This is a genomic window from Nostoc sp. 'Peltigera membranacea cyanobiont' 232 (assembly GCF_002245985.1).
Classification (GTDB): Bacteria; Cyanobacteriota; Cyanobacteriia; order Cyanobacteriales; family Nostocaceae; genus Nostoc.
Genome location: NZ_NOLK01000025.1, coordinates 25782 through 48765, shown reverse-complemented (window position 1 = coordinate 48765; position 22984 = coordinate 25782). Strand labels below are relative to the sequence as shown.

19 protein-coding genes and 1 tRNA gene are annotated in these 22984 nt (G+C 41.6%); 11 read left to right on the top strand and 9 right to left on the bottom strand.

Annotation, left to right across the window (positions count from 1 at the left end; all coding sequences use genetic code 11):
• Nucleotides 1–126: 126 nt before the first annotated feature.
• Both crtB and CDG79_RS11180 read right to left on the bottom strand, forming a co-directional pair.
• Complete coding sequence (gene crtB / locus CDG79_RS11185; protein WP_094342203.1) at nt 127–1020, bottom strand: cyanoexosortase B; 894 nt, start codon at nt 1018–1020, stop codon at nt 127–129.
• Nucleotides 1021–1132: 112 nt separating this feature from the next.
• On the bottom strand, nt 1133–2326 hold the full coding sequence (locus tag CDG79_RS11180; protein WP_189524960.1) for a DegT/DnrJ/EryC1/StrS family aminotransferase: 1194 nt from the start codon (nt 2324–2326) through the stop codon (nt 1133–1135).
• A 561-nt stretch (nt 2327–2887) separates the two neighbouring features.
• On the opposite strand from CDG79_RS11180, the gene CDG79_RS11175 reads away from it, so the two are divergent.
• Entirely contained in the window at nt 2888–4441 is a 1554-nt protein-coding gene (locus CDG79_RS11175) for a GAF domain-containing sensor histidine kinase (RefSeq protein WP_094342202.1), read from the top strand.
• Between the two features lie 243 nt (nt 4442–4684).
• Nucleotides 4685–6103 carry an IctB family putative bicarbonate transporter gene (locus CDG79_RS11170; RefSeq protein WP_094342201.1) on the top strand — a complete coding sequence of 473 codons (1419 nt, stop codon included), beginning with the start codon at nt 4685–4687 and terminating at the stop codon, nt 6101–6103.
• 109 nt (nt 6104–6212) lie between these two features.
• Here CDG79_RS11170 and CDG79_RS11165 read toward each other — a convergent pair.
• Nucleotides 6213–6285 (bottom strand) — tRNA-Val (locus CDG79_RS11165).
• A 142-nt stretch (nt 6286–6427) separates the two neighbouring features.
• On the opposite strand from CDG79_RS11165, the gene CDG79_RS11160 reads away from it, so the two are divergent.
• Nucleotides 6428–7048, top strand: coding sequence for a metal-binding protein (locus CDG79_RS11160; protein WP_094342200.1), 621 nt, complete (start codon nt 6428–6430; stop codon nt 7046–7048).
• Nucleotides 7049–7051: 3 nt separating this feature from the next.
• Entirely contained in the window at nt 7052–7879 is an 828-nt protein-coding gene (gene mazG, locus CDG79_RS11155) for a nucleoside triphosphate pyrophosphohydrolase (RefSeq protein WP_094342199.1), read from the top strand.
• Between the two features lie 22 nt (nt 7880–7901).
• Here the strand turns inward: mazG and CDG79_RS11150 are convergent, their stop codons facing one another.
• Complete coding sequence (locus tag CDG79_RS11150; protein ID WP_094342198.1) at nt 7902–9119, bottom strand: transporter substrate-binding domain-containing protein; 1218 nt, start codon at nt 9117–9119, stop codon at nt 7902–7904.
• 443 nt (nt 9120–9562) lie between these two features.
• On the opposite strand from CDG79_RS11150, the gene CDG79_RS11145 reads away from it, so the two are divergent.
• On the top strand, nt 9563–11848 hold the full coding sequence (locus tag CDG79_RS11145) for a PAS domain-containing hybrid sensor histidine kinase/response regulator (RefSeq protein ID WP_094342197.1): 2286 nt from the start codon (nt 9563–9565) through the stop codon (nt 11846–11848).
• Nucleotides 11849–12051: 203 nt separating this feature from the next.
• Here the strand turns inward: CDG79_RS11145 and CDG79_RS11140 are convergent, their stop codons facing one another.
• Nucleotides 12052–14067, bottom strand: a complete 2016-nt coding sequence (locus CDG79_RS11140) for a zinc metalloprotease HtpX (RefSeq protein WP_094342196.1) — start codon at nt 14065–14067, stop codon at nt 12052–12054.
• A gap of 411 nt (nt 14068–14478) precedes the next feature.
• On the opposite strand from CDG79_RS11140, the gene CDG79_RS11135 reads away from it, so the two are divergent.
• The 3 genes from CDG79_RS11135 to CDG79_RS42255 all read left to right on the top strand — a co-directional run bounded on the left by CDG79_RS11135 (nt 14479) and on the right by CDG79_RS42255 (nt 16572).
• Nucleotides 14479–15786, top strand: a complete 1308-nt coding sequence (locus tag CDG79_RS11135) for a glutamate-5-semialdehyde dehydrogenase (protein WP_094342195.1) — start codon at nt 14479–14481, stop codon at nt 15784–15786.
• A gap of 154 nt (nt 15787–15940) precedes the next feature.
• Nucleotides 15941–16396 (top strand): type II toxin-antitoxin system VapC family toxin, encoded by a 456-nt coding sequence (locus tag CDG79_RS11130; RefSeq protein ID WP_094342194.1) that lies wholly within the window; start codon nt 15941–15943, stop codon nt 16394–16396.
• 2 nt (nt 16397–16398) lie between these two features.
• Nucleotides 16399–16572, top strand: a complete 174-nt coding sequence (locus CDG79_RS42255; RefSeq protein WP_189524959.1) for a hypothetical protein — start codon at nt 16399–16401, stop codon at nt 16570–16572.
• A 68-nt stretch (nt 16573–16640) separates the two neighbouring features.
• Here the strand turns inward: CDG79_RS42255 and CDG79_RS11125 are convergent, their stop codons facing one another.
• Nucleotides 16641–18056, bottom strand: coding sequence for an isochorismate synthase (locus CDG79_RS11125; protein ID WP_094342193.1), 1416 nt, complete (start codon nt 18054–18056; stop codon nt 16641–16643).
• 309 nt (nt 18057–18365) lie between these two features.
• Between CDG79_RS11125 and menA the strand changes: the two genes are divergently transcribed.
• The 3 genes from menA to CDG79_RS11110 are packed head-to-tail and all read left to right on the top strand — an operon-like array spanning nt 18366 to nt 21632.
• On the top strand, nt 18366–19262 hold the full coding sequence (gene menA / locus CDG79_RS11120; protein WP_094342192.1) for a 2-carboxy-1,4-naphthoquinone phytyltransferase: 897 nt from the start codon (nt 18366–18368) through the stop codon (nt 19260–19262).
• A 13-nt stretch (nt 19263–19275) separates the two neighbouring features.
• Entirely contained in the window at nt 19276–20265 is a 990-nt protein-coding gene (locus tag CDG79_RS11115) for an o-succinylbenzoate synthase (RefSeq protein ID WP_094342191.1), read from the top strand.
• Nucleotides 20250–21632: a 2-succinylbenzoate--CoA ligase gene (locus CDG79_RS11110; RefSeq protein WP_094342190.1), complete on the top strand. Its 1383-nt coding sequence runs from the start codon at nt 20250–20252 to the stop codon at nt 21630–21632. The genes CDG79_RS11115 and CDG79_RS11110 overlap by 16 nt, the downstream gene beginning before the upstream one ends.
• Here the strand turns inward: CDG79_RS11110 and CDG79_RS11105 are convergent.
• From CDG79_RS11105 to CDG79_RS11095, 3 genes are read right to left on the bottom strand one after another with little or no spacing between them, the layout of a single operon-like run.
• A complete protein-coding gene (locus CDG79_RS11105; RefSeq protein ID WP_094342189.1) occupies nt 21625–22071 on the bottom strand; it encodes an acyl-CoA thioesterase in 447 nt (148 codons plus the stop codon). The two genes, CDG79_RS11110 and CDG79_RS11105, sit on opposite strands and share 8 nt — an antisense overlap.
• A 16-nt stretch (nt 22072–22087) precedes the next feature.
• Nucleotides 22088–22546: a type II toxin-antitoxin system VapC family toxin gene (locus tag CDG79_RS11100; RefSeq protein WP_094342188.1), complete on the bottom strand. Its 459-nt coding sequence runs from the start codon at nt 22544–22546 to the stop codon at nt 22088–22090.
• Nucleotides 22543–22809 carry a FitA-like ribbon-helix-helix domain-containing protein gene (locus CDG79_RS11095; RefSeq protein WP_094330234.1) on the bottom strand — a complete coding sequence of 89 codons (267 nt, stop codon included), beginning with the start codon at nt 22807–22809 and terminating at the stop codon, nt 22543–22545. The genes CDG79_RS11100 and CDG79_RS11095 overlap by 4 nt, the downstream gene beginning before the upstream one ends.
• Nucleotides 22810–22984 lie beyond the last annotated feature (175 nt).

The following is a 22984-nucleotide window of genomic DNA, read 5'->3' as shown; positions in this document are numbered from 1 at the left end:
TAATCCTTAGGCAGAATTTTACTTCATAAAATCACACCATGAGTTCAGTAATATTTATGAGTAGAGAATTAAGTAAGTGGGGGAGCAGAGAAAAAGAAATTAACCCATACCCCATTCCCAATACTCCTAACTTTCCGCTTCTTGCTGAGTTTCTTGAGATGCTGAAAAATAGCTAGCCAGCCAATTCAGTAAGGGCACTAATGACACCAGCATACAAGCAGAGTAGACATCACCACCCCAACCCTCATGGAGCCATTTAAAAGCTGCTTCTTGACCTGTGCCGTGAAAGAAAGTCAGTAAAGTATTACGAATGATATTCGCAGTAATACTAACGATCGCAGCAAGAGATAAAAACGATATAGTTGTGCGGCGTGAAGACAAAGCGTCTGTCCAATAAAGCAGCATCAAGCCTACGTAGAGAGTAGTAAACAACATTTTCAGCCCAGCACAATAGGGAGCAACTTCTACAATCCTTCCTCCCACATAGAGATTTACCTCGTTTACGGTTACATCCATACCAAATTGATTCAGGATGAAGCCTGCTGTACCAGCGATGAAGCTTTGAAGAGGCAAGGTATAGGGAGCAATCAGATATGGCATTGCTGTTGGGGTTGCCAAAAATACTAATAGCAGGGGGAATCCTTGCGATCGCAAACCTGCTATTCCTTTAAACCATAAGCATAATCCTACCAGGATAACGGGCAAGGAAAGGTTAACCCACTCTGTAACACCGCTAAGATAAAACACTGCCCCGAATAACAAGAAAACAGCGCTCAAAGGATGGATGGTATCTGGCAAACGTTTCCACTTTTTCCGGTTCATCCAGACTAGATAAGCCGCAAATGGTAAACCAATAATTCCGTGGCTGAAATATTCGTGTTCTGTACTGATATTTTTGTGCAGCCAACCATCGAACCAGTGTAGCAATATAGGAGCAAAAAGCAGCAGCAAAACGCCTATAATAGCTAGATTTAATAAGTCTGAGGCGTTCCTATTTTTTATCTTTTGCTGGAGTGCCATGATTTTTATTAGTCATTGGTCATTGGTCATTGGTCATTGGTCATTTGCAAAGGACAACTGACAAAGGACAAATATTCTAATTGTTAGATGTACATATAAGGATGAATTAACATCAGGCTACCACGCTGCCAAGGTCAGCTGTGGAGGGTTCATCTACCTTAGAAGTTGTTGAGACTGCATGAGCGATCGCAGCTACAACTTCTTTAACTTGGCTACTGCTCAAACCAGGATACATCGGTAATGATAAGATTTGCCGTGAGAGTTTTTCTGCTTCTGGAAAATCCCCAGGCTGGTAGCCTAAGTTAGTGAATGCCGGTTGGAGATGACAAGGAATTGGGTAGTGAATGCCAGTTTGAATTCCTACTGCTGTGAGTTTTTCCTGGAGTTGCTGGCGCTCTATCGGGCAAGAATCATCAATTTTAATCACATAAAGATGATAAACGTGTCCTGTATCACTTTGGTTTTCTATAGGGATAATACCAGTAGTTGCCAAGGGTGCTAGTTCGCTATCATACTGTTGGGCTATAGTTAAGCGATCGCGATTCCACTGTAGCAAATATGGTAATTTTTGGTGCAAAACTGCTGCTTGTAAAGTATCCAAGCGGCTATTCGTACCTGCTTCAGTATGAAAATACTTTTGCGATGCACCGTAATTTCGCAAGCGCACCATCTTCTGGGCTACATCTGAATCTCGTGTCAGCAGCATTCCTCCATCCCCAAATGCTCCCAAATTTTTGCTGGGATAGAAACTAAAAGCTGCTGCTATTCCTACTGAACCAGCGTGATATCCGTCTCTTTCGGCAAGGTGTGCTTGGGCGGCATCTTCAAAAATTAGTAGTTTGTAGGTATCGGCAAAGTTTATTAGTTCGCGTGGCGATACCATTTGACCATAAAGATGCACAGGGATTATTGCTTTGGTCTGAGGTGTAATTGCCTTTGCTGCTTTTCTTAAGTCAATTAAAGCTGTTTGGCGATCGCAATCTACCAGAATTGGCTTCGCACCAGCCCGTATAACCCCAATCAACGTGGCGATAAAAGTGTTTGCTGGTAAAATCACTTCATCACCAGCACCAATATTACACGCTTGCAATCCAAGAGCGATCGCATCTGTTCCTGATGCAACACCAACCCCATAAGCTGCCCCAGAAACTGCCGCAAATGCTGCTTCAAAATCTGAGAGTGCTTGCCCTAAAATAAAATCTCCCTGTTCCAATACAGATTGGATTGCATCTTGTAATTGCGTTTGAATTGGTTCGTGTTGTAACTTCAGGTCTACAAAAGGAACTCTAATGGTCATTTTATTCATTACCAATTGTCCTCAAAAAATATTTCCTCGGATGCAAAAATAGAAAAGCCTGCACAATTTTCAGCATGAAATTGTAATAGGTTTAATCTATTGAATCGAGACTTGTATTACTTGTATTAACTATCTAGGATTATCAGCCATCGGTGCTAGCTGTCATAAGTAAAAATGGCTATAAAAATTACATGCGTATAGTTTTTGTAAGTAAATTTACTTTGAATATCCCAGTCAGAATTTTTCCTTCTGTACATAAAGAATTACAGCTCCTTTCTATTGTATTCTTAGCATTAGCTTACCCTGGTTGAATCCAAATCTAACGCAGTCTGACTGTAAAATCTTAAGCAACAAAGGCTACACCAGTGCTAAATAAAGAACATTCAGCACCAGTAGCTAGTAACTTGTAGATACCGTGTCGCCGACTTAATGGAAGGGGTAAAAAATTTTTGCTCCAAACTTGTTTGTCAGAGGCAAAATTAGGGAATGCTTAAAAATAGCAATTGATAACCTAGAAATAGAGCTTATATCAATTCACAGTATCGAGAAATTATTAAGGTAGCAGTGGCAATGATAGAGCCTGAAAACAAATTATTTGCCCTAAAGGATGGTTGGGATTCTCATGAATCAAGAGAACAACAACGCCTCAAAGCTTTGTCAGATTTAGGTTTGCGGCAACCAGAAACGATTCCGGTTTTTGAAGAAGCCACACAGACTGCTGCCCACTTTTTGGAAGCGCCAATTTCCATATTGGGATTTGTAGATCAAGAACGTCACTGGTTCAAGTCATCGGTGGGCTTATCTAGACTAGGGCTAATGAATCATTTAGCACAAAGCCGCCAACTGTCACGCCGGGAATCATTCTGCACTCAGGTAGTAGAGAGTCTTCAAATATTTGTAATTAATGATACTCATAAACTTACAGATCCAGTGCTTGCTAGCAGCAAATTGGTGCAGGATTATGGCATTCGTGCTTACTTAGGAGCGCCACTAATTGATGCTGAAGGACATTGTTTGGGTGCATTGGCGGTGATGGATTTAGTGCCGCGCAATTTTACAAACCGAGACATTGAGTTTTTACAAATCATAGCTCGTTGGAGCATGAGTGAATTTGAGCGTAACCGACTCCTGCAAGGGAAACTCGAATCAAGCACTGCTGCGATACCTCCTATATTTTCACTCAATGACGAACGTAACACAGAGATTAAAATCACCGCACCCACTAAAGATAGCGACTCTATTTCTACCAAGCAACTGAAGTTGGAACTTTTAGGTCAGCTAACTCAGGAGTTACGCACGCCCTTAACATCTGTACTCGGTATGGCTGGTGTTTTAGGACGTGAGATTTATGGGCCTTTGACGACTAAGCAAAGAGAATATTTGGAAATTATCCAACACAGTGGTCGATATTTACTTTCCCTAGTAAATGAAATTACTGAACTAGGAGCTATGGATGACAACTCAACTGTACTTAATCTAGCTCCTGTGGATATCGAAATGCTGTGTCAACAAGCTATCAATACTTTAGAAGAAGTGGCTAATCGGCGCGAGCAAGATATTCGCCTCTCTATAGAACCGGGACGCAATCGCATTTGGCCTTTAGATAAAGAAAAGGTGCGACAAATCCTTTATCACCTGGTTTTCAGTGTGATTCAACTTTCGGCTACAGGTAGCGTTGTTCGCATTCATGTATCTTACAAGGAAGATACACTCAACATTACTATTTGGGTTTCCCATCCCTGGTTAGGGGATGGCATAACAGAGGTCGATCCCTACTTCCGTCTCAATTCTTTGTCGCTGCTAGAGTTAACAGGCGAAGTAGCAACTTACAATACTCATCCAGAAAGCCAGAAGCAACTAGATACTTCATCTGTAGCAGTGGAAAATTCAAAAAACTTGAGTGATTCTCACTCAAATTTCTTTGCTGCTAGTTCAGGGATAAATTTAGCTAAATCAACTGGAACTCTTTCTCGTGAAAGCTTGGGGCTATTGCTAAGTTGTCAACTGGCAGAGTTGCACAGGGGACAAATTTTGATTCAAGGTTCACCCGAATCAGGATATCGTTATGTGCTTTCTTTGCCACTCCAACTGGCAACTCCCTCACAAGCTATTAGCGATGTCTAAATTATTGGGATTGGGATTGGGAAAGAGGTATTTTCAACTATATTGTTGAGTACTAAGTACATGAAGGGCTATCTTAATTTGATATTGGCTGAAGTGGTTTCGGATTAAAGGTAGTAGCTGATGGCTAAAAATAAGAGCGCTATAACGCGATGTGCAATCTCTGTTATTACCTTTTTATAGCCATAGGCATTATGATCGATTCCAAGTTCTGCGTCGGCAGGCTAATCGATCGCAATGTTTTTTATGAATTTAGTCTGGCAACGATTTACTTTATCATCTTTACCGCTCAAAGAATATCTTGCTACCAGTTACGTACACCGTTATCTGGTCGGACTGTTAAGTTCTTGGCGGCAAACCAGCATCTTACTTCAGTGGGGAGATGCGATAGCAGCTGCTTTACTCAGCTTAATATATGCCCTTGCACCTTTTGCTTCGAGTACGTTAGTAGGTTTGCTACTGGTGGCTTGTGTGGGATTTTGGTTGTTGTTAACTTTATCTGATGAAGTCACACCAGCAAATGTCTCGTCAGTCACTCCCATTCACCTGCTGGTATTGCTCTATTGGGGAATTGCTGTCATCGCAACCGCATTATCACCAGTGAAAAAGGCAGCACTTAACGACTTGGGAACGTTGACCTTGTATTTGCTACTATTTGCCCTTTGTGCCAGGGTACTAAGGTCGCCTCGTCTCCGGTCTTGGATTATTATTCTTTACCTGCACGTATCGTTAATTGTCAGTGTCTATGGATTGCGGCAATGGTTTTTTGGAGCCACAGCACTGGCAACTTGGGTCGATCCTGAATCTCCTCTGTCTAAGACTACAAGAGTCTACAGTTATTTAGGTAATCCCAATTTATTGGCAGGATACCTTTTACCAGCAGTAATTTTTAGTTTAGTGGCAATTTTTGCATGGCAAAGCTGGCTCAAAAAAGCCTTAGCATTAACAATGCTGATTGTCAATACTGCCTGCCTGATCCTGACTTTTAGTCGTGGCGGTTGGATTGGACTAGTGGTGGCAATTTTAGCTGTGATGGCATTGCTAGTTTATTGGAAAAGTCTGGAAATGCCTCCTTTTTGGCGTACTTGGTCGCTACCGATTATCTTGGGGGGTTTAATCGGGGTATTACTGCTAGCAGTGATATTTATAGATCCAGTGCAGGTTCGGGTCTTGAGTATTTTTGCCGATCGCAAAGATAGCAGTAATAATTTTCGCCGAAATGTGTGGGATGCTGTCTTTGAGATGATTCGCGATCGCCCAATTTTCGGTATTGGCCCCGGTCACAACTCTTTTAATAAAGTTTATCCTCTCTACCAACGCCCTCGTTACACTGCTTTAAGTGCTTATTCGATTTTGTTTGAAGTGACTGTAGAAACTGGATTTGTTGGTTTAGCCTTCTTTCTCTGGCTAATAATTGTTACATTTAATACGGCACTTTTGCAAGTCCGACGATTGCGACAACTCAGAAGTGGAGAGGGATTTTGGTTAATTGGGGCGATCGCTATTTTGTTGGGTATGCTAGCTCACGGCACTGTAGATACTGTCTGGTATCGTCCTGAAGTCAATACCCTCTGGTGGCTCATAGTTGCCTTAATTGCCAGTTACTGGAAACCTTTAGCTCAAAATCAGACAAATTCATCTAACCCTGAACCAGCATTAAACTAACTTAAGTTAGTGTGTCAGTTGTTTTTATAATGAACAACTGACAACTTTTGAACGCATTAAAAAAAGGCTAGAGACAACATTTAACTTGTCTCTAGCCTTTTTTATTTAATGGGCAGTACCAGACTCGAACTGATGACATCCTGCTTGTAAGGCAGGCGCTCTACCAACTGAGCTAACCGCCCTCTGACCAATCCTTAACTAATATAGCAGACAATTTCGCATTGCGCTAGTAGTTTTGGTAAAATCTTTTTTTCTCTTATACTGGCTCAGTATTCAGTTACTCAGCACGGGCTAAACGCCCCACTATCGCTAACAGGAATTAGAATGCCCTCTGGTCGGACGCACGATCGCATTACTATGTATGCTCTGCCGTTGGTGGCGGGCGTTACTTTGTGGCAGACTCGCAGTAGCAATGCGACTTTGTTGGTTGCAGGCGGGTTTCTATTTGGAGGGCTGATGTTTGGCCCCGATTTAGATATTTACTCTGTGCAATTTCAACGCTGGGGTTTCTTGCGCTGGATTTGGCTACCTTATCAAAAAAGTCTGCGGCATCGTTCTTTTTTATCCCACGGGCCGATTATTGGCACAATTCTGCGGATACTTTATCTGGGGTGTTTGCTAGCAATCTTGGCAATTTTCGTTTTGGCAATTGCCCAAAGGTTATGGAATCTGAGTTTTACTTGGCAAGATTTGGGTGGAACTGTGGGGCGATCGCTCGGGCAATACGATACTGAATATATTGCCTTGTTTTTGGGTTTGGAACTTGGTGCCATGAGTCATTCTCTTAGCGATTGGGGCGGTTCGGCATACAAGCGCTTTCAAAAACAGGGGATTCGGGGGTTGCTTCCTAGTGGCAAAATGAAGAAGCGGAAAGTTACAAGTCGCGGTAGTCGTCGAGCTACAGTTAGCAGAAAGAGCAACGGAAGAACGACAAAGGACAAATGACAAATGACAAATGACAAAGTTGATACTTTGGCGGCGTTGCAAGAATTGATTGAGGTAGTAGCAAAATTGCGATCGCCTGATGGTGGTTGTCCGTGGGATTTAGCGCAAACTCCCGAAACGCTAACCCCTTATGTGATTGAAGAAGCTTATGAGGTGGTGGATGCAATTAAGAGTGGAGATAAAAGTGCGATCGCAGAAGAGTTAGGCGATTTATTATTACAGGTGGTATTGCAAGCCCAAATTGCCAGCGAATCTGGACAATTTTCCCTCAAAGAAATAACTCAGGGGATTTCCCAAAAGTTGATTCGCCGTCACCCTCATGTCTTTGGTGATGTATCGGTGACAAGTGTGGATGAGGTGCGGCAAAATTGGGAACAAATCAAGGCTGCGGAAAAAGGCGAACCATCCCCAGAGGCGCAAAAACTTAGTGCTAAACTCGGTCGTTATGGGCGTACTCTTCCCCCGTTGACAGCAGCGATGAAGATTTCTCAAAAGGCTGCGGCGATCGGGTTTGAATGGGAAAATATTCAGGGCGTTTGGGATAAGTTTCATGAAGAGTTAGGGGAGTTTCAACAGGCTTTAGCTGCGGAAACACCCGAACGACAACAAGCAGAATTAGGCGATTTACTGTTTGCAGTTATTCAGCTAGCGCGTTGGCATCATCTCGATCCCAGCGCCGGTTTGCAAGGCACAAATCAGCGATTTGTGCAGCGATTAGAAAAAATGGAGGCAGTTGTCGATCGCCCCCTTTCTGATTACAGTTTGGATGAGTTAGAAACTCTTTGGCAACAGGCAAAAGCCCAACTTGCTAATGAAAAGAGGAAGGAGTAGGGAGGCTCCCTATTCCCCTTCTTCAAGATTCTTTAGGAGAGAACCACTTATCATATAACGATTGATAAGTGTCATTTTCTTTGAGATTCAGCAGGGCCTGATTAATTGGTTTTCGGTAGGAACTGTTGTTAGGCATAATGATACCGTAGCTTTCTTCACGTAAGATACTGCCAACAATCTGTACTTTCCCTTTGCCTTCATTGGCAGCATAAAAGAGGAGTACAGGTGCATCAAACACCACAGCATCAGCTTTTTTTGTTTGTAGAGCATTGTAAGCTTCCTCAATTTTGGGGACTTCTAAAATTGAAATATGATGTTCTTGCAGATATGTCGCCGCTGTGCTACCCGCAGTTGTAGCCACTACCTTACCAGGTAAATCGTCTATACTCCTGATATCGCCCTGAAGTTGCTGCACTGTTAATGAAGTAGTCGCGCTGGCTGTAAAGTAGGCGACAAAGAGGACTCCGATGAACATCCAGACTACAGCTATTAAACGTCCCAGCACTCCCTTGGGCATTTCATCGGCTTGAGTCGCTAATGTGGCAGCTGCCCACCAACAAGCTTTAAAAATGCCAGGAAAGTATGATTGAGAAATCATCCCTTCTTTGTGATTGCGCTCAGATAACCAAATAATGTGGGCTGCTACGACAATTAGCACTAGGGCAATGCCTATTACCTGCAAGAAGCCAGTAGAAAAAAACAATTGCAAAATATTTGGAAAGGCACTGTTTTTACTATCTACGTTTCGTACCATAATTTGCAGCCCCCCAGCAAAAATGGGTAATGAGAAATCAAAATTCTGCTCGCGTTCGGCTGTAATTGAGATAGCTGCAATCCCCAAGTTGGCTTTGCTGTCTTTAATCGCAGAAAGCAGTTCCGGCACACTAGAATATTCAATAAATTTAGACTCTACACCAATTTGGTTAGCAATGCTGCGCCAAAGGTCAATACTGAATCCCGATAGCTCACCTTTGTTTGATAGTACAAAAGGCGGTATAACTCGTGTACCTACTAATAATGGTTGTTGGAGTTTTGGCGATTGTTGGGGTTCTGGTTTTTGGGACAGTCCTGGGGATGCTATTAATAACAATGCCAAAATTCCCCCTACTAATCCTATAGAGGTATACAGTGCTAAGGAACGCCTGGTTTTGTTTTTGCAGTCCTGTCTGTCAAAATAACCAATCGGGTTTTTCCTCTCAGCCATAAGTTGGCGAAATCTAGTAGCGATCGCATTTATCATCAGAATTAGCTTAGGGTTTCATGCAAAGTATATTTATCATTCCACGCCATATCAAAGATCCCATTCATTATCCCCATAAAACTGAAACCTGCATCAACAGGGTAAAATTCCACGGGATAATTTGACCTGTTGTTCTGCTACTGTTGTTGTAACCATCAGGCCCTCCTTAAGCTAGAAAAAAATTTGCTTAAATCTACTTATTATATTTCTAGCTCTACAGCACTCTAGGTAGATTTTTTTATTAACCCTTTATTGTAACATGGGCGATAGGGGCTGATATAGCTACAGTGTGTTTAATTGATTTTATAAGACTCGTGTTGGCAAGACAAACCTCTATCTTGTGAGCAATAGTTTTGAGTTCAGCTTTGAGCGTACGGTTGAACTTGTATTTGCTTAATATTTCCTCTCACGTGCGCTTCTCTAGTCTTAGCAAAGTGAGCAACATGAATGTAGACGATTTTAGTCAGCAAATAGAGACATTACGCTCACGGGTGACGATATTATTGCAAAGTACTGCAACTGAACAGTACTCGCAACAAAAGCTAACAGCAGAAGCTTTTGAAGAACTGAAAATTGCTTTGGAGGAAATGAGAGTCGCCTCCGAGGAACTACAAGCAACACGAATGGTAGTAGAGAAGGAGCGTCAGCGCTACCAAGAGTTATTTGATTTTGCGCCTGATGGTTACTTGGTAACTGATATTTATGGCACTATTCTTGAAGCTAACCAAGCTACTACTGTCTTACTTAATATCTCAGAGCGATTTTTGATTCGTAAACCGTTTGTTAGTTTTATCGCACAGTCAGATCGTCAAGCTTTTTTTGATTATCTGGCTCAGTTGCAGCATCTCGACCGGGGCGGAGAATGGGAAGTGTGTGTACAACCACGAGAAAAAGTCTGTTTTGATGTTGCTTTGACAGTAGTTACCGTCCGTAACAAGGAGGGTAAGCCAGTTGCTCTGCGCTGGCTAATGCGCGATATTACCAAGCGTAGGCGTTTAGAGTCCGAGCGAAAACTGTTATTTGCCAGCGAGCAAATTGCCCGGATTGCAGCCGAAGCGGCAGAGAGGCGCTCTAATTTTTTGGCTGAAGCAAGTCGTGTGCTGGCATCTTCCTTAGATTACCGCACAACTCTCACGAGTATGGCACAACTAGCAGTGCCTACCCTTGCCGATTGTTGCATTGTAGATGTCGTTGAAAATAATTCGGTAGCCTTTACTAACCCAGTCATCGCTGCTTCGGAACCGCAGAAAGAAGCACTAGTGCGAGAACTCCGACAACGCTATCCAATTCCTATCGATGCTGATTATGGACTACCAAAGGTTTTACGGACTGGTAAGCCGGAACTAGTTACAGACATTCTTGAGTCTTCATTGCAGAAAAACACATGGAACCAGGAATATCTCAATTTACTGCAAGTTAAGTCTTATATGGTTGTGCCCCTGTTAGTGCGGAAACGCAAATTAGGGACAATTGTATTTGCCTCTGCACAAGTAGGACGCTATTACACAATTGTAGACCTAGCAATGGCTGAAGAAGTTGCCCAACGCGCAGCTTCTGCTATTGAAAATGCACAGCTTTATCGCCAAGCCCAGGAAGCTAACCGAATTAAAGACGAATTTTTAGCGATCGTCTCTCACGAACTTCGTACACCTCTCAACTCGATGCTGGGTTGGGTTCAAGTAATACGGAATCGAAAATTGGATGAAGCAGTTACTTCTAAGGCACTGGAGACAATCGAACGAAATGCAAAACTTCAAAGGAAACTGATTGAAGATATCCTGGATATTTCACGGATTGTACAAGGTAAAATCCGCCTAAATCTCCATAAAGTTGACCTGGTAATTGTAATTAACGCGGCGATTGAGGCTGTATATCCCACATCTGAGATTAAAGATATTCGAGTTGAATCTAAGCTTGACTCGTCAGTAGGTGAGGTTATGGGTGATGCAGAACGCCTCCAACAAATAGTCTGGAATTTGCTCTCTAACGCCGTCAAGTTTACACCTAGCGGAGGCCGAGTTGAAGTGTGTCTGGAGCAGGTAAACTCAAATGCTAAGATTTCTGTCTCTGACACAGGTAAGGGAATTAATGCTGACTTTCTACCTTATATATTTGAGCGCTTCCGTCAAGCTGATAGCACAACTACTAGAGCAGACAGTGGTTTGGGGCTGGGACTGGCAATTGTAAACCACTTAGTAGAAATGCACTCAGGCACAGTTTATGCATTTAGTGAAGGGGAAGAACGGGGAGCAACATTTACAGTCTTGTTGCCTCTAATAGAAGCGCAACCAGAGCAGTTAATTGAAAAGAATCAAGTAAAAGTCAATAACCTCTTAGCGCTTGATGGGTTGCAAATACTCCTTGTAGATGATAATGCCGATACTCGTGAGTTAATTGCCTTCATTCTTCAACAGTCGGGAGCGCAGGTGACATCGGTTAGCTCAGTAGGTGAAGCCTTGGAAGCGCTGGTACGATTAAGACCAAATATTTTAGTCAGTGATATCGGAATGCCAGATGAGGATGGTTATTCGCTAATTCGCCAAGTGCGATCGCAAGAAGCCCTTAGTGGGGAGAAGATTCCAGCTGTAGCACTAACGGCATTTGCTAGAGATGAAGAACGCCGCCTGGCTCTGGAAGCCGGATTCCAAGTTCATCTATCTAAACCAATCGAGCCAGATAAGTTGGTGAAAGTACTGGCGAACCTAGTTAAAGGCAACCAACAATTTTAACGTATAAGTCTTAAGGTTTTTTAGCACGTAATCAGCAATTATCTGGGTGTAGCTAGTCGTAAATATTGCTGAATTAGCAAATGCTTAGGCGTAGCCAACTGTAAGTAAGTTAGCGTTAAAAAAAGAGGCAGTTACTACCGCCTCCTTGCAAATTAAAGCTTGGGTGGATTGAGAAATGCTTTGACAGCAGCCTAGAAACTCGGCTAGCGGCTCAAAAACATAATCAAGACCACTCCCAGGATAATCGATCCACCACCAAGGATGAATGACCAGAAGCGATGGTAACTGTTGACAATAGTGCCATTTTCACTTTGAAGTTGAATTAAATCCATCCAAGGCGCAACACCCCGACGGAACCAACCTACAGCCCCCACTTGTTCGCCAATCAAGCTTTTCACTCGTTTCATCCCAAACAAGAAATTACCGATGGGGCCAAAGCGTGAGGCGTAATGCAGATAAAGCATCCCGCTACGATCTTGAATTTTCAAATCCGAACCAAATTTATAACCAGCGTCGCCACGACCAATGAGTTGACCTTTCAGTTTTGCCGGTTGTCCGCGTAACGGACTGGCGTAAGGGTCTGACATTAGCGTGAGAATATCAGTTTCTGCTGCTTGCTTGTAGTCGGGGAACATCACCAAGGCTTTGATTACAATTCCTATGCCTAAGCCAATAAGTGGCGCACCAAATGCTAAACCTGTGTTTGGGGAACTTGACCACAGAATCACACCCATTACCAAGCCAACCAAGAAACCAATTGTTTCAGCGCCGTACAGTACAACATCTAAAAAGAAGTTGCCGTAAAGCTTACTCTTACTCAGAGTTTTGCCTTCTCCAATAACTCGCCCCATATCAAACTCAGTTGGTAAACCCAATTGTTCGGCATAAGTGCTTAATGCACGAACTCGTTTACCTGTCAATGGATGAGTTGAATTTAACTCCATCCACCAGCCCCAAGGGTTAAACATATCCCAGAGAAAGACGCGACCAATTTTTTGGGTATCGGATGCAATGCGGTAGGCGGTTCCTGTAGAAGCGGCGGCTTTATGGTCATAGATACCCAAGGCACGAGTCCCTTCAATTAAACGACTGGGTTCTTGTGTCCGCGAACCTTCCTCTAATATGCCGTAGGCAATTTTCACCAAAGCGCGGGATAATCCATTGGGATTACCTGTACTTTCGGCCGCAAAATGGTCAGCAAAGTATTCTCGTGTCCGAGATAGGTACAGCAGCAGATAAGTACCAATGAGATAAAACACGTAGGCAACTAAACCAGCAGTTTGGATAGCATCTTTAATTTTGCTATCGCCACCACGCCCTAATCTTCTGGCTGTGCTGTAAATCAGGTAGCAAATTTGCACTAAGGTGGAAGCTACGGTCATCACTGCAAAGTCCCAGTGGACGATGTGCCCCAATTCATGGGCGTAAACTGTAGCAATTTCATCGTCATCCAAATATGTGAAAAGTCCCTGACTAACTATTAAACGGGCGCTATTCGGCAATGAACCGTAAGTAAAAGCCGTGGGATTTTGGTCATTAATTATGCCTAGTCGTGGTGTTTTCAGCTTTTTCTGCTCGCAGACTTGGCGAATAACTTTAGCTGTCTCTGGACTGAGGCTTTCAACTTCTGCTAACTCTACCCAGCGAGTTTGGTAAAGCCAGCCTTGAGTTAAGTCCATCATGAATGGAGACAGGAAAAAGGCGGCAATATTAAAGACTAGGGTAATACCAATAGCGATCGCTAGTCCTTGGAGCGGATCGTTGCTACCCAAAATAAATACTAAGCTCAAACCTAAAGCAAACACCATGCCAAACAACAAGGTCATGGTGACACCAGAAGCTAACGCCAAACTACCACCCACACCCCCCATTGCTAATTTCATCCCAGTAGTGGCGGCACGGCCAGCTTTTTGGCTGGCGTTAGATTGGGTTGCTGGCGTTTGGCGGAAGGATTGACTGGCTTGTTCTGCCCAACTGCGAGCCTGTGGGTTTTCACTCATCATTAACCTTTGACACAGAATTTTGGCTTTTTCGATTTCGCCTATGGCTTGATAGGCTTTTATCAGCCACATCTGTGCTGAAAGATAATCTGAGGAATCACTTTCGCCGGAGGCGTTGGCGCGGCCATCAGCGCAATCCCGGCAGAATTGTTCGAGCAATTCAACCGCTTCTTGATAACGCTTGTCTTTTAAGGCATCTAATCCAGATTGCAATGACATAGGATCTCCCTAGTAAAGGAGTGGTATTTTATCTATCAATACTCAATAGAACCAGCGATCGTCACTGCAATTTCGTAAAAATTTAAATAATGGCAGTATAAATTATCTACTTAAGTAAAAGACTAGAGAAACATAAATTACGATGTCTCTCTAGTCTTGGGTACGCATAAATCATTTTTAAGGCTTTTAAATATTGCCTGTAATAATACTTAAATTATTTATATATGGGTGAAGTTGTTACTGTTACTTCCTCTGTGTTTCATACTCACAGAATAAATGTTTTGAATCAAGTTTTGCTTCACCCGATCAGAGGAATTATTGATTACCCAGATGGTTCACCCGATTGGAGGAAGACGATAAGCAACGATCGACTCAGATTGATAAGATGAAGAAAAAGTAAAGATTTCTGCTATGACTATTTTTGATATTGGCTCTCCCCTAATTGCGATCGCCCAAAAAACCCGCAAAGCCGCAAGTAAGCTGGCGATTCTCTCGACTGAGGCAAAAAATCAAGCAATTGTGGCGATCGCGCAAGCTTTAGAATCGGCTAGAGATGAAATTTTACAAGCAAATATTGCTGATTGTGAAGCTGCGAATGCCGAAGGAATTCCCCAACCGCTTTATAAACGCTTGCAGTTAGATGAACATAAATTAAGAGATGCGATCGCTGGGGTACGAGATGTAGGTAAGCTAGCCGATCCAATTGGTAAAATCCAAATTCACCGCGAACTTGATACTGGCTTAATTCTCAAGCGAATTACTTGTCCTTTAGGCGTTTTGGGGATTATTTTTGAAGCCCGCCCAGAGGCGGCGATTCAAATTGTTTCCTTAGCAATCAAATCTGGAAATGGTGTAATCCTTAAATGCGGAAAGGAAGCGGTGCGTTCTTGCGAAGCGATAGTTAAAGCAATTAAGCAAGGATTATCTGAAACTGCTGTTAACCCTGATGCAGTTCAGTTGTTGACAACAAGAAAAGAAACTCTAGAACTTTTGAAATTAGATAAATATGTAGATTTAATTATTCCTAGAGGTTCTAATTCCTTTGTCCGGTTTGTTCAAGAAAATACTCGCATTCCTGTATTAGGTCACGCTGATGGGATTTGCCATCTTTATATAGATAAAGCTGCCGATATTTCTAAAGCAGTTCCGATTACTGTTGATGCCAAAGCACAATATCCTGCTGTTTGTAATGCAATTGAAACTTTGCTAGTTCACCAATCAATTGCTACAGAGTTTTTACCTAAAGTTGCCGATGCTTTGCAAGAACGCAACGTAGAATTAAGAGGTGATAAACGCACCTTGGAAATTTTACCTAACATTGCAACTGCAACAGATATAGACTGGGAAACAGAATACAGCGATTTTATTTTGTCGATAAAGATTGTAGACTCTATAGAAGCTGCGATCGCACATATTAATGAATATGGTTCTCGTCATACTGACGCGATTATCACTGAAGATTCAGAATCTGTTGAAACTTTCTTTGGACTGGTAAATTCAGCTAATATATTTCATAATTGTTCTACCCGATTTGCTGATGGTTTCCGCTATGGTTTCGGTGCAGAAGTAGGAATTAGTACACAACAAATGCCTCCCCGCGGCCCTGTTGGTTTAGAAGGATTAGTTACATATAAATATCAAATGACTGGCGACGGACATATTGTAGCTACTTACACCGGGGCGAATGCTAAAGCTTTTACTCATCAGGATTTTGAGTAAAGTATTCTCGCATAATACGTTATGGAAACACTATAATTACACTTTTACCTCATCTACTGAACTACCACAAATACTACATAACTAACAAAAGGGGGTGTTAGTGGTTGCATCTTACAGAGAATCTTTATTGCCATGATTCAGTGAAACTGTCTACATCGAAACCAGCATCGTAGGATATCTAACTGCTAGACCGAGCAACAACTTGATTCTTATGGCAAATTTGGAAGCTACGCGTGAATGGTGGGACACTCGCCGAGATCAATTCACCCTTTATATTTCTCAAGTGGTTTTGGATGAGGTGGCGCGAGGTGATATGGAGATGGCAACTAGGCGACTTGAGATCCTATCTGATTTTCCATTACTCGAAGTAAATAAAGCTGTACAAAATTTAGCAGCGCAATTTCTTACAAGAAGTAATCTTCCGCCCAAAGCTGCTGATGATGCACTTCATATTGCTGCGAGTACAGTTTACGGTTTGAACTATCTTCTAACGTGGAATTGTAAACATATTGCTAATGCTCAGATGCAGAAGAAATTATCACAGATAAGCCTTGAAGCTGGATACGAACTACCGATAATTTGTACACCTTATGAATTAATGGGAGAATAAAAATGTGGAAAGATGAAATATTAGAAGAAATTTACAAAATCCGAGAAGAACACGCTAAGTTGTTTAACTACGATTTACAGGCAATTTGTGATGATTTGCAAAAGAAACAAGCTGTTAGTGGAAGGCGAATAATCTCAGTACCACTCAAACAACCAAGTCAGCAGTATAACAAATAGCTGCACCCGCCCAAGTAAAATTTAATGATTGAGTGTTGCAAAATTATCTGCGGCTGATAAATTAGCTATTAAACTAATGCTTTCAATAACGCCTGAAGTTTAAGTTGCACCTCTGCAAACTCTTTGTCAGGATCGGAACCCGCAACGATACCAGCACCAGCATACAATCTTGCGCGATCGCCATCAATCAATGCTGAACGAATTCCCACAATAAACTCACAGTTCCCCTGAGAATCTATCCAACCTAGAGGCGCAGCATACAAACCTCTCTCAAAGCTTTCGTAACGACGAATTTCGGCACAGGCTACATCTCGTGCTGCACCTGCAACGGCTGGTGTAGGATGCAATTGTCCGACAATCTTTAATGGGTGGATATTCAGTGGAACTACTGCACTTATTGGTGTCCATAAATGCTGGATATTCGATAATTGTCGCAGCCGCGGCGCTAGTATTTGTGGTGACAAATTTAGTTGGCGTAGGCGTTGTGTAATAAAATCAAGTACTAGCGAATGTTCGTGCTTTTCTTTTTCACTATTTAATAAACGATTGGCATTAGCTGCATCTTCGGCTGGAGTTTTACCTCGTGGTGCAGAACCAGCCAAAGCATCAGTAATTAACTTTTGATTATTAATACTAATTAATCTTTCTGGACTTGCACCAATAAAGTTTTGTCCTTTGCCATTACTTGTAGAAAAAATGTAACAATTAGGATGTATTTGTCTAAGATTATTTAAGGATTTAACTAAGTCAAACTGATTGCTTGATTTTACGTCTAATATATCTGCTAGGACAATCTTACTTAAATGACTAGACCGAATTTTTTCCAAAACAGATACTACTGAACGTTTAAACTGAGTAGCATTTGAGACAGATTTTTTGTAAAAGTTTCTCGAAAAAGAATCAATATTAGCAGAGTAATATTCTAAAGATTGGATGAATTCAATTTTATTTTGTACATTATCCAACAACCTTTGAATATTTGTATTTTCATTAAGAATTATGTTTGTTACTAATATACAACGCTGATTTTTAACAGCTACTTGCCAACGTGGAAGAAAAATGGTAGCAGATGGAAATGGATAATCGACTTGGGCGTTCTTATCAAAAAAGCTGAAATAAGAAAAAAAGTGAGGCCCAGAAAAAGGTTGATTAGCGTTACCAAAATTAATTATATTTTTTAGACAAGATTTGATAAAATATTCAGCTTGAGTAAAACGATCTGCACCATCAATCTGTAATTTTGCTACAGAATCAATTGCTGCGATCGCTTCTCCTTTTGCTCTGTCCTCAAAGTAAAAATTTATTTCATTTGCTTGTGTAAGTCGATCCAATACAAGTAAAGGATCGACTAAATCGATCTCTTGAGAGATACTGACAATTTGCTTGTCATTATTTTGGAGGCACTTTTCTTGGACTGATAACAAAAATTGATATAAATCTTTGCGCTCTACAAACAAGTTGCTACGACATGGTGAAACTGTCATGGATCTAACGATAGTAAATTTTTTTTAAGTTACTTCCTAAAGTGTAATTAATCGTGGTCGTATTTTTATAGGTAACATATTAAGTTGCCATTTCACCAGCGTAGGATTTGCTTTGTTCATGGTGTTCCTAGACCATAATAAGACAGTTTTAGCCTGAGACTGCAACGTGAGGGTGAGTGTTAACAACACAAGGTTAACAAGCCATAGTAAAAGTGATAGTTATTTATATATCACTCATATCTAGCGTCTCTTTAAATCATAAAATCTAAAGTGTGAGCAATATTCTGGTAATTTAATTAATCACAACTGATGACTACCAAGCAAATTTTATATCCCAACACTAAGTTATGGATGGCAGCGATTAAACCGCCAATGTACAGCGTTGCCATTATGCCCATTTGGGTAGGAACAGCAGTAGCTTATGCCGAAACTAAAAATTTTAATGGTGTAGTATTTTCTACTTTTGTAACTGCCGCAATCTTAATTCTTGCCTGGGAAAATATCAGTAATGATGTCTTTGATTCGGAAACAGGTATCGATCAAAATAAGCACCATTCTCTGGTGAATTTGACTAGCAATAAGCTATTAATATTTTGGATAGGAAATTTGTGTTTAGGTTTGGGATTGCTGGGCATACTAGCGATCGCCTTTTGGCAACATGACCTAACTGTGATCGGCATCATTCTACTATGCTGTGGTTTAGGCTATATGTACCAAGGCCCTCCCTTTCGCTTAGGATATCAGGGTTTAGGCGAGATTCTTTGCTTTTTTGCCTTTGGCCCCTTAGCAGTAGAGGCAGCATATTACAGCCAGACTCAAACTTGGTCAATGACAAGTTTAGCAGTTTCAGTCATTGTCGGCATTGCCACAACCTTAATTTTGTTTTGCTCACACTTTCACCAAGTTAAGGATGACATAGCCGCAGGTAAGCGATCGCCTATCGTTCGTCTAGGAACCCAAAAAGGGGCGCAACTCCTAGTTTGGTTTACTGGTAGCATTTATCCTCTCACCTTGCTATTTGTACTATTGGGGATTTCTCCAGCTTGGACATTACTGAGTTGGGTGAGTTTACCCTTTGCTGTCAAATTATGCCGCCACGTCCAAGAAAATCACAATCAGCCTGACAAAGTTAGTAACTGTAAATTCATCGCCGTAGCCGTGCATTTCTGGGCTTGCTTGCTGTTCGGCTTGGGATTTATGCTTTAACAATTACTAATTGATGCGTTATCAATTTAAATTTCGTCCATATCAGCGAAGATTTTTGCGATCGCTGACTACCAATCATGGTATTTGGGATGTTCGTGAAGGTATTATCCTCCGTCTCACCGATGAATCAGGTAAAGTCGGCTGGGGAGAAATCGCCCCCATTAGTTGGTTCGGTTCGGAAACCCTAGAACAAGCCTTAGATTTCTGTCGCCAACTCCCAAGAGAAATCACAGATCAGATAATTTTCTCCATCCCAGATGAGTTACCTGCTTGTCAATTTGGCTTTGAGTCAGCGCAAGAGTGGGGAAGTGAATTCTTTTCAATGCCCAATGCCCCATGCCCAATGCCCCATGCCCAATCTTTCAGTGGTTTACTACCATCTGGAGAAGTGGCTTTAAATCAATGGAAAATGCTGTGGCAACAGGGATATCGCACGTTTAAGTGGAAAATTGGTGTGGATGCGATCGCTGATGAACTAAAAATTTTTGAGTCACTGATACACACCTTACCAGCCTTTACGAAACTGCGATTAGATGCCAACGGTGGACTCAGCTATGAAGAAGCTAACTTATGGCTGCGGACTTGCGACAATCTCAAGGCAAATGGAGAACTACCCCTAGAAATTGAATTTATCGAACAACCGCTACCTGTAGAGCAATTTCAGGGGATGTTGGAATTGAGTACGAGTTATGAAACTGCGATCGCTTTAGATGAATCTGTCGCCACACTTGGGCAACTCGCCGCCTGTCATCAACAAGGTTGGCGAGGGATTTTTGTCATCAAGCCTGGGATAGTCGGATCGCCATCTCGTCTGAGAAAGTTTTGCCACCAACATCAAATTGATACAGTATTTTCATCAGTATTTGAAACTGCGATCGCTAGACTTGCAGCACTCCAACTAGCAGCCGAATTATCCCGAAATAACAGGGCAATTGGTTTTGGCATCGACCATTTTTTTGAACAAGAAGAAAGCTGGCTTCAAAGTTTATGGAAAGACCTTTAGACTATCTTAATAACCTGGCTAAAAATGATTGGCTTATCGGTTATGACAGCCATCAATTTAATCAAATAGCTCAACAATTATATTTAGAACTAACGCAACTATCAGCGTGTGGAACGCCACCAAAAATCATCTTAGCTGAACGCGAACCATTACGGTTTCTAGCAAGTTTTATTGCCGCTTGTGCAGCAAATTTTCCAGTTTTTCTGTGTAACCCCGACTTGGGAACACAAGAATGGCAACAAGTCTTTGATTTAGTAAAACCAGATATTATTTTGGGAATAGGGAATAGGGAATGGGGAATAGGGAATGGAAATAATTACCAATGCCCAATGCCCAATCACATCATGATTCCTACAGGTGGTTCATCGGGACAGATGAAATTTGCCATCCATACTTGGGAAACTCTCACAGCATCTGTACAAGGATTTAGCGAATACTTTCAACTAAAGCAAGTCAATTCTTTTTGCGTTTTACCGCTATATCACGTTAGCGGTTTAATGCAATTTATGCGTTCTTTCACCACCGCAGGTAAACTAGCTATTCAACCATTTAAATCCGTAGAATCTGGTCAAACATTAAATATTAAACAATCAGAATTTTTCATATCTTTAGTACCAACGCAGTTACAGCGACTCCTAGAGAATCCAGAACTAACTGAATGGTTATCCCGATTTAATACTGTACTTTTGGGAGGTGCGCCAGCATGGAATGAACTACTAGAAAAAGCTAGATTTCATCGCATTCGGTTAGCGCTTACCTATGGCATGACAGAAACTGCCTCTCAAATTGCTACCCTGAAACCAGATGATTTTCTAAGCGGTAAAATGAGCAGTGGTGAAATTCTTCCCCATGCAAAAGTAACTATTCGCAATCACCAAGGCGAAATTTTAAATTCCAATCAAATCGGAAATATCACCATTCACGCTCAATCTTTAGCCCTTGGTTACTATCCGATAACCAGAGATAATCCAACTGATTTACAAGTAGATGATTTAGGCTTTTTAGACGATCGAGGTCATTTAAATATTGTTGGACGTAACAGCGACAAAATTATTACAGGTGGAGAAAATATTTATCCAACAGAGATTGAATCAGCTATACAAGCTACTCAAATGGTTGCTGATATTTGTGTCATCGGCATCCCAGATAAACACTGGGGACAAGCCTTAACAGCGATTTACATTCCCAAAAAATCAGATACCTCTGCCTTAAAAATCCAAACCCTACTCAAAGACAAACTCAGTAAATTTAAAATTCCAAAATATTGGATTCCCCAGCAAAACTTACCCCGCAACTCCCAAGGTAAAATTAACCGCCAACAGTTACAACAAATCGCCACAGAATTCCTTCAAAATTCCATTACATAATCTCTCTATACTTTCTTCTCTCTGTGCCCTCTGCGTCTCTGCGGTTCGTCTCCAACCACTGAATAATCTCATCAGGCAATTCCCGCTTACTTCTACTACTCACATCAATACAAACATGACGAGTAATAGCCTTAGCAACTACCACCTCACCCACAGTAATTTCGTAAGTAATTTCAAACTTCTCAACACCTATTTTTTGGGAAATTAAGCTAATCAGCAACTTGTCCCCAACAAACATAGGGCGCAAAAAATCGACACTAGCATGAACAATCGGAAACCCCACAGACGGATTAGTAAAAAAATCTTTGAGATTAATACTTGATGCTTCTAAAGATTCTTCATAAGCTTCATGGCAAATACCCAAAACATTAGCAAAATAAACTACCCCAGCAGCATCAGTATCTTGAAAGCGAACCGTGCGGTTACAAGTAAAAGGCATTTTTGATAATTGAATATTAAATTGACTCCAACGGCGGAACCTCGAAATCATTAAACGAGGAAACATTGTAAGACGAAGTAGCTATTGCCTTCACTAGCTTACCGTCGAGAGTCAGCAAAGTAGCACCTACCTGCTGTGAAAGTGCAACATAAGAGCCATCGTAGGCAGAGATTCCATAATTTAATGCGATCGCAACTGCATCCGCCATCAAATCAGCCGTGGAGACAACACGCAACGGAAAAGCTTTGAGACTAGCTAAATTCCCCTGAATCAGAGAAACATCGTAACTACCTGCACGAGCATACTTCCACAAAACGTTTGCACACTCAATATAAAATAAGTCAGGTACAAAGATTTCTGTTTGGGGATAAGCAAGGTGAGCAAACAGTAGATTAACCTTGGCTGTTAGCGGATCGGGAATAAATTGCTTAACGGACACACTGGCATCAACGACGCATCTAAGAGGAATTGTCATCTGTCCCGATCTTCTCTAATCATGGCAGTGCTATCAGGCCATTCGATATCAGTTGGTAGCTTTTCACGGCGAAGACGGATTTCCTCTAAAAGTTTTGGGACATTCTTTCGTCTTTCTTCTTCTGTTTGCTGTGCTTCAGTTTTTAAAGCTTGTTCTAACAGAGTTATAACTTGGGCGTTAATTGAACGGTGTTCAGATGCCGCTAACTCTTGCAGCTTTGCATACAAATCATCGGGTAAATTTCTTACATAAAGGGTAGCCATCGCTTTACCTCAAAGTAGAATTTATGAAAATGATAGCATAATGCAAGCAGAAGGGGAGAGGAGCGATCACTTTTGAAACAAATATCAAAACTAAATACTTAAAGTAGACGCTATCTTAGTATGCCCTAAGTGCTAATATCACTTCCACCTAGTAAAATTGACCTCCTCAAAAAAA

What these genes read in the sequence shown, in the direction of transcription:
- CDG79_RS11100 (WP_094342188.1), bottom strand. Translation starts at nt 22,546, where the DNA reads ATGACAATTCCTCTTAGATGCGTCGTTGATGCCAGTGTGTCCGTTAAG.
- CDG79_RS11135 (WP_094342195.1), top strand. Translation starts at nt 14,479, where the DNA reads ATGACTATTTTTGATATTGGCTCTCCCCTAATTGCGATCGCCCAAAAA.
- CDG79_RS11105 (WP_094342189.1), bottom strand. Translation starts at nt 22,071, where the DNA reads ATGCCTTTTACTTGTAACCGCACGGTTCGCTTTCAAGATACTGATGCT.
- menA (WP_094342192.1), top strand. Translation starts at nt 18,366, where the DNA reads ATGACTACCAAGCAAATTTTATATCCCAACACTAAGTTATGGATGGCA.
- CDG79_RS11180 (WP_189524960.1), bottom strand. Translation starts at nt 2,326, where the DNA reads ATGAATAAAATGACCATTAGAGTTCCTTTTGTAGACCTGAAGTTACAA.
- CDG79_RS11095 (WP_094330234.1), bottom strand. Translation starts at nt 22,809, where the DNA reads ATGGCTACCCTTTATGTAAGAAATTTACCCGATGATTTGTATGCAAAG.
- CDG79_RS42255 (WP_189524959.1), top strand. Translation starts at nt 16,399, where the DNA reads ATGTGGAAAGATGAAATATTAGAAGAAATTTACAAAATCCGAGAAGAA.
- CDG79_RS11170 (WP_094342201.1), top strand. Translation starts at nt 4,685, where the DNA reads ATGAATTTAGTCTGGCAACGATTTACTTTATCATCTTTACCGCTCAAA.
- CDG79_RS11140 (WP_094342196.1), bottom strand. Translation starts at nt 14,067, where the DNA reads ATGTCATTGCAATCTGGATTAGATGCCTTAAAAGACAAGCGTTATCAA.
- CDG79_RS11110 (WP_094342190.1), top strand. Translation starts at nt 20,250, where the DNA reads ATGGAAAGACCTTTAGACTATCTTAATAACCTGGCTAAAAATGATTGG.
- mazG (WP_094342199.1), top strand. Translation starts at nt 7,052, where the DNA reads ATGACAAATGACAAAGTTGATACTTTGGCGGCGTTGCAAGAATTGATT.
- crtB (WP_094342203.1), bottom strand. Translation starts at nt 1,020, where the DNA reads ATGGCACTCCAGCAAAAGATAAAAAATAGGAACGCCTCAGACTTATTA.
- CDG79_RS11160 (WP_094342200.1), top strand. Translation starts at nt 6,428, where the DNA reads ATGCCCTCTGGTCGGACGCACGATCGCATTACTATGTATGCTCTGCCG.
- CDG79_RS11150 (WP_094342198.1), bottom strand. Translation starts at nt 9,119, where the DNA reads ATGATAAATGCGATCGCTACTAGATTTCGCCAACTTATGGCTGAGAGG.
- CDG79_RS11175 (WP_094342202.1), top strand. Translation starts at nt 2,888, where the DNA reads ATGATAGAGCCTGAAAACAAATTATTTGCCCTAAAGGATGGTTGGGAT.
- CDG79_RS11145 (WP_094342197.1), top strand. Translation starts at nt 9,563, where the DNA reads ATGAATGTAGACGATTTTAGTCAGCAAATAGAGACATTACGCTCACGG.
- CDG79_RS11115 (WP_094342191.1), top strand. Translation starts at nt 19,276, where the DNA reads ATGCGTTATCAATTTAAATTTCGTCCATATCAGCGAAGATTTTTGCGA.
- CDG79_RS11125 (WP_094342193.1), bottom strand. Translation starts at nt 18,056, where the DNA reads ATGACAGTTTCACCATGTCGTAGCAACTTGTTTGTAGAGCGCAAAGAT.